This is a genomic window from Bacillota bacterium (assembly GCA_013177945.1).
GTDB lineage: Bacteria > Bacillota > DSM-12270 > Thermacetogeniales > Thermacetogeniaceae > Ch130.
Genome location: JABLXW010000014.1, coordinates 88016 through 94285, shown reverse-complemented (window position 1 = coordinate 94285; position 6270 = coordinate 88016). Strand labels below are relative to the sequence as shown.

Below are 6270 nucleotides of genomic sequence, written 5' to 3'. Positions count from 1 at the left end.
TATGGCAGACATTCACGGGCAACTGGCTCGACCTCTCCAGGTTGAAGAGGCTCCGCGATAAACCGGCTCAACTTCGTCTGGTGATTTAATCACGCAAGTTATCTGACCAAACTAAAAAAATCACTTCCGGCGAGGGCCACCTCGCCTAATCCTGCTTGGATCAATCCTGTCCGGGTAATCCTTAAATACTCAGGCCACTGCCAAATTTACAGTAAGAAACATACCTTCGCCTGAGGACGATACTGCCGGGGGTCGAAAAAGGATTCAAAGAACTTTGTAAAATATTTGGTGCGTCAGCACTGGTGACCACAGGGACCACAGCCTCCGCGTGCCTTTTCCCGTTCTGCTGTGGTATACTGTTCTTGAATACATCTGCAGGAGGCGGGCCCGGTGAGCAGGCTGAAGCGGAAGATCGAAGACCTGGAGGCAAGGATAGCCGCTCTGGAACGGCATGTGGCTTCTGAACGCGCCGGGAGTGAAGAGCTGGAGGCGCTAAGAGAAGAGCTTGCCAGGCCGGTAGAACGCACGGCTGGGGATATTGAAAAAGCCCTGAGCATTGTCGGGACCGGTGAGGGACCGGGTGATCTCTCCCGGAATCTCCGCAAATGTCTCAGGGGGAAAGCGGCGAAGCGGGTGCTTGCGCGTGCTGCGGTTGAAGGCAGAAGGAAGGCGCGGGCTTGATCTGGCGGAGGTGAGAAGAATGCAGCTAAACATCGGGATTCCTGAAGAAGTTGTACGCGCGCTGAAGGTGCCGCCCCAGGAGGCGGAAGCGGAATTGCGCAGGGAACTGGCGCTGGCCCTTTACCGGAGAGGTGCTCTCCCGCTGGGTAAGGCCAGGCTTCTCGCCGGGATGAACCGGCGGGATTTCGAGGAGTTTCTGGGACAGAGGGGAGTGCCGCGGCATTACGGCGAGGAAGAATTGGAGGAAGATGTCCGGTATGCCCGGCGCGGTGGCTGACGCATCAACCCTGATCAGTCTGGCGGCTATCGGACGTCTTGAGCTTCTCCACGCGTTTCACGGAAAGATTATGGTACCGCCGGCCGTGTGGCGCGAGGTGGTGCAGGATGGCCATGGCAGGCCGGGTACCGCGGAAGTGGAAGAGGCCCGCCGTGTCGGCTGGATAGAAGTCGTTGTACCCCGCAATACTGATCTTCTCACGTTACTCAAGCGCGACCTGGACGACGGCGAGGCGGAGGCAATTGCCCTGGCAGTGGAACAGCGCGCTGATATCATCTTCCTTGACGAGGCAGAAGCCAGGCGCACGGCCGCACTCTACCGCATTCCCCGGGCGGGAACGGTTGGTGTACTCCTGCGCGCCAAACTTACGGGGAGGATTCCTTCGCTCCGCGCCGAACTGGATCGCCTGCTCAGAGAGCGAGGATTTTACCTGTCAGATGCCATTTACCGGCGTGTTCTGCTAGAGGCAGGGGAGGATGTTTTGTCATAGCCGGGTCTTCATAGTTGCCGCCCATTTGTCCAAATACACAAAAAGGGCGGCAGATGGGCGGCTCTGCATCATATCACGGGGCCGGGAACCTGTAGAAACCTGGATTCTCTGCACTCGACCTCAGCTGACCTCGCACCAGCGCCCAGACAGAACTCTTATTTCGGACTGCTATCAGGTTCACGGTTGAATTCGGTGTTCTGGAACTTGGATTTTTAATACACCCTGCGTAATTGATTTTCTCGCCTCGTAAAGGCGGAGGTCACCGGTTCAATCCCAGTTGTGGGCTCCACCTGATGTCAGAGGAGAGGGTTCGCCCTCTCCTTTTGATTTTCTTCTCCAACCGGGTTAGGCCCGGTTGGCCGCAAAGAGCAGGAGGGGCGGCAAGGCTGCGGCAGGAACCTGGGCCTGTGCCGGAGAATTTTTACCGTGGCTTCTGGAGGGTGCCGGTGAATTTTCAAAGAAAGGCGAGGGAAGACTTTAAATGTAACAGCTAGAAAATTCTGAGGAGCAGGTTGAAGGGAAGAAGAACTCTGACCCGGGAAAGCTTGGCACTCAGGGATGACCGGCGCCTTAGAGGGGGTTCGAGTTTGGGAGACCGGCCCTTTTTGCCTGAAGATGCGAAGAAGATTCCCCGCCTGCCGCCCCTCGAAGTGTACGGGGCTTTGGGGACCTCGCCCGGGGGGCTTCAGGAGGAGGAAGTTGCCAGGCGCCGGGCGCGTTTCGGTTGGAATAAGCTGCAGAGGGCGCGGCGGCGCCCTCTTTTGGCGCGCTTCTTTTTGCAGTTTACGGACCTCTTCGCCGTCCTTCTCATCATTGCGGCAGGCATCACCTTTGCGGTCTATCTCCTTGGACGCAACCCGGGGGACCTGCACCTGTCCCTTGCCATCCTGGGGGTGGTCGTCCTCAATGCCCTGGTCGGCTTTATTCAGGAGTACCGGGCGGAGCGGGCAACAGAGGCTCTGAACAAGCTGGTCCCCGTGAAGGCGCGGGTCTACCGCGAGGGGAAGGAGCTGGAGCTTGATGCCGCAGAACTGGTTCCCGGGGACGTGATCCTCCTGGAGGAAGGGGACAGCATTCCGGCGGACGCCCGCCTCGTTCAGGCCTTTGAGCTTGCCACCAACAACGTCAACCTGACCGGGGAGGCGGACCCGCAGCGGAAAACTGCGGCCGCAGTGCTGGAGGAGGAGCTGGGCTGGATCGAGCTTCCCAATCTGGTTTTTATGGGCACCTCTGTCGCCTCCGGCTCCGGGATTGCCGTTGTCATCGCCACCGGTGAAGAGACCCAGTTCGGGAAGATCTTCACCCTGACCGCCGGGGTCCCGGATGTCCCCAGCCCCCTGCAGAAAGAGGTCCGGAACATGGCGCGCCTGGTTGCGCGCGCCGCCCTGGTGATTGGAGGGATCCTTTTCGGTCTGGGCAGGCTCCTGGGGCTGGGCTGGATCGAGGATTTCCTTTTTGCACTTGGGGTGATGGTGGCGATGGTCCCCGAGGGCCTGCCGGCCACAATGTCGGTTTCGCTGGCGGTTGGCGTGCAGCGGATGGCGCGGCGCAACGCCCTGATCAAGCGGCTCTCGGCGGTGGAAACCCTGGGGTCGGCCACCGTCATCTGCACCGATAAGACCGGCACCCTGACGAAGGGGGAGATGACCGTAAGGGAAATCTGGCGGCCCGGTGAAGGGGTGATCGTGACCGGGGCCGGCTACGAGCCCCGAGGGGAACTGCTCAGGCCGGCCGGCTCGCCCGGAGAAGGGGAGGCTGTTCTGCGGCCCGAAGAAATCAAAAAGTGGGAACTCTTCCTGAAGGCGGCGTCTTTCTGCAACACCGCCCGCCTCCTTGCCCCGGACGAGGAGCACCCCGCCTGGAGCGTTTTGGGAGATCCCACCGAAGGCGCCCTCCTGGTGCTGGCCCGGAAGGCGAATTTTTACTGGGAGAAGGCCCTCAAAGAGGAACCCCGCCTTTACCTCCTGCCCTTTGACTCCCGGAGAAAGCGGATGAGTTCTCTGCACCGCAGGGGGGAGCGGGTGGTTGCTTATGTGAAGGGAGCCCCCCGCGAGACTGTTGCCCTGTGCACCCACCTCCTGGGAAGCCAGGGGGAGGTTTTGCCTCTGGATGATGCCGCCCGGGCCGCAATCTTGCAGCAGAACGATGAGATGGCGAAGCGGGGGCTGCGCGTCCTCGCCTTAGCCTGCCGGGAACTGCCGGAGGATCTCCAGGAGTACCGGGTAGAAACGGTCGAGAAGGAGCTTGTTTTTCTCGGCCTCGCCGGGATGCTGGACCCGCCCCGGCCCGAGGTTGCGGCGGCGGTAAATACGGCCAAGGAAGCGGGAATCCGGATCCTCATGCTGACGGGGGATTACGGTTTGACGGCCGAGGCGATCGCCTCCCGGATCACGATTACGGGAGGGGAGCGTGTCCCCATTTTGACGGGGGCAGAACTGGCGGGCCTGGACGCCGATCAGCTTATGGCGCGCCTGCAGGCTCCGGCTTCCCTGATCTTCGCCCGCGTTGCCCCGGAGCACAAGATGCGTGTCGTGGCCGCCCTTCAGGAGCTGGGCGAGGTTGTCGCCGTGACCGGGGACGGGGTGAACGACGGGCCGGCCCTGAAGCGGGCCGATATCGGGATTGCGATGGGAAGAACAGGGACGGACGTGGCCCGCGAGGCAGCCGTGATGATCCTCCTGGATGACAGTTTTGCCTCGATTGTGAAGGCGATTGAGCTGGGAAGGGCGGTTTACGCCAACATCCGGAAGTTCATCCTCTACCTTTTTTCCCACAATATGGGGGAGCTCCTTCCCTTCCTCTTCGCGACGGTGGCAGGTGTTCACCTCATTCCCCTGACCGCCCTCCAGGTTCTCGCCATCGACCTGGGCTCCGACGTCCTCCCCGCCCTGGCCCTGGGGATCGAGAAACCGGAGCCCGGCTTGATGCGGCAGCCCCCCCGGCCGCGCACCGCCCGCCTCTTCGATTTCAAGCTGGTGAAGCGCCTTCTCTTTCTGGGGGGAATCCAGGGGGCCGGAGCGATCGCCGCCTTCCTTTTCGTTTTGCTCAGCCGGGGGTGGGAGTGGGGGACGGCCCTTCCGGCAGGGGATCCTGTTTACCGACATGCCATTACCATGACGCAGGCGGCGATCGTCGTTTCCCAGGTATTCAACGGCTTTGCGGTGCGGACCGAGAGCATCTCCGTGTTTCGGATCGGCTTCTTCACAAACCCCTTCCTCCTGCTGGGCCAGGCCGTTGGGGTGGGGATCATGATGGCGATCAGCTATCTTCCGTTTTTGCAAAGGCTGTTTAATACAGCACCCCTGCGTTTTATTGACTGGTGCCTGTTGACGGCCTTCGGCGCCGCGCTCCTGGCTGCCGAAGAGGCGCGGAAGTGCCTGGCGCGGCGAGGATGGCGAACAGAATTGAGCAGCATGGAGCGTTAGAGGAAGAGGCGGGCTTTGAGCGGCTTGAAGCGCGGGATGAAGGATTGAAAGGAGGAGCCCTTGCAGGAAGGAGGTTTGCCTGATGCACATTATTGTCGTGGGGTGCGGTACGCTCGGCACCCAGCTGGCCGAGACCCTGGCGCGGGAGGGGGTTTCCGTTGCGGTGATCGACCCCGACCCGGCAGCCTTCCGGCGGCTTCGGCTGCGTTTTCCTGGCAAGAAGGTTGTAGGCCTGGGATTTGACCGGTCCGCGCTTTTAGAGGCCGGGGTGAAGCGGGCCGACGGGCTGGCAACGGTGACCGGTGATGATAACACAAATTTTTTAGTTGCAACCCTGGCGCGGGAGGAGTTTTTGGTGCCCAAGGTGGTCGCCCGGATCGTGGACCCCTTGCGGGCGGAGATTTACCAGCACCTGGGGGTCCCGGTAATCGCCCCGACAACCTGGGGCGCTCACAGGATCCACGAACTCCTGGCCCATGAACGCATGACCACCCTCTTCACTGCAGGGAACGGAGAGGTCAGGGTGATCGAGTTTGAGGTCCCTCCCCGGCTGGTGGGCCGCATGGTGCGAGATCTCACGGTGCCCGGTGAAATTAGCGTTCTCTGCCTGATCCGCAACGGGAAGGCCATGATTCCCTTGATGGGGACCACCTTTGCAGAGCGGGACCTCGTTCAGGTTGCCCTTGCCGAGTTTGCTGCTCCGAAGCTGGAAAGTTTGCTCGATTAGGGGGGAATTGCATGTACGTTTTGATTATCGGCGGGGGGAAAGTGGGCTTTAACCTGGCCTGTGCCCTTGCCCAGGACCAGGAAGAGGTGACGGTGATCGAGCGCGACCGCGCTGCCCTGGAGAAGTTCAAAGAACTTCCCCAGGTAAAAGCGGTGCAGGGGGATGGAACCGACCCCCGGCTTCTGGAGCATCTCGGGATTACCCGCGCCCGGGTGGTGGCCGCCGTTACGGGGAGCGATGTAGATAACCTGACCGCCGCCCTCCTGGCCAAGCGGCAGTTCGGCGTGCCGCGGGTTGTTGCCAGGGTGAACAATTTAAAGAACGAGTGGCTCTTCACCCGGGCGCGGGGGGTGGATTTTGCGGCCAACGGCGCCCGGATCATCGCCCAGGTGATGCAGGAGGAGCTGAGTCTTGGGGAATTAGTCACCCTCCTCAAGCTGGAGGGCGGAGAGATTTCTCTTGTTGAAGAAGAGGTTGCTTCAGCTTCCCGCGCGGTGGGAAAGCGCCTTGCAGAATTGAACCTGCCCGGGGAAATCGTGCTGGCTGCCATCCTCCGGGAAGGGAAAATCGTCATCCCGAGGGGGGAAACCAGGCTCGCTGCCGGGGACAAGGTGCTGGCTCTGGCCTATTCAGAACACGCCCGCGTCCTCGAAAAAATCCTTGCCTGAAA

At 61.1% G+C, this 6270-nt stretch carries 6 protein-coding genes; all 6 read left to right on the top strand.

Going from position 1 to position 6270, the window contains the following annotated elements; genetic code table 11:
• Positions 1-390: 390 nt before the first annotated feature.
• Positions 391-681 carry a hypothetical protein gene (locus HPY58_09665; GenBank protein NPV29898.1) on the top strand — a complete coding sequence of 97 codons (291 nt, stop codon included), beginning with the start codon at positions 391-393 and terminating at the stop codon, positions 679-681.
• A gap of 19 nt (positions 682-700) precedes the next feature.
• Complete coding sequence (locus HPY58_09660; protein ID NPV29897.1) at positions 701-958, top strand: UPF0175 family protein; 258 nt, start codon at positions 701-703, stop codon at positions 956-958.
• Entirely contained in the window at positions 951-1448 is a 498-nt protein-coding gene (locus tag HPY58_09655) for a DUF3368 domain-containing protein (protein ID NPV29896.1), read from the top strand. Before HPY58_09660 ends, HPY58_09655 begins: the two co-directional genes overlap by 8 nt.
• Positions 1449-2074: 626 nt before the next feature.
• Positions 2075-4873: a cation-transporting P-type ATPase gene (locus HPY58_09650; protein NPV29895.1), complete on the top strand. Its 2799-nt coding sequence runs from the start codon at positions 2075-2077 to the stop codon at positions 4871-4873.
• Between the two features lie 82 nt (positions 4874-4955).
• The gene (locus HPY58_09645; GenBank protein ID NPV29894.1) at positions 4956-5600 is read left to right on the top strand and encodes a TrkA family potassium uptake protein; all 645 of its coding nucleotides are present in this window, start codon (positions 4956-4958) and stop codon (positions 5598-5600) included.
• Between the two features lie 11 nt (positions 5601-5611).
• Complete coding sequence (locus HPY58_09640; GenBank protein ID NPV29893.1) at positions 5612-6268, top strand: NAD-binding protein; 657 nt, start codon at positions 5612-5614, stop codon at positions 6266-6268.
• Positions 6269-6270 lie beyond the last annotated feature (2 nt).

Excerpts from the sequence above, each read along its gene's own strand:
- HPY58_09660 (NPV29897.1), top strand. The coding sequence starts at position 701 with ATGCAGCTAAACATCGGGATTCCTGAAGAAGTTGTACGCGCGCTGAAG.
- HPY58_09640 (NPV29893.1), top strand. The coding sequence starts at position 5,612 with ATGTACGTTTTGATTATCGGCGGGGGGAAAGTGGGCTTTAACCTGGCC.
- HPY58_09645 (NPV29894.1), top strand. The coding sequence starts at position 4,956 with ATGCACATTATTGTCGTGGGGTGCGGTACGCTCGGCACCCAGCTGGCC.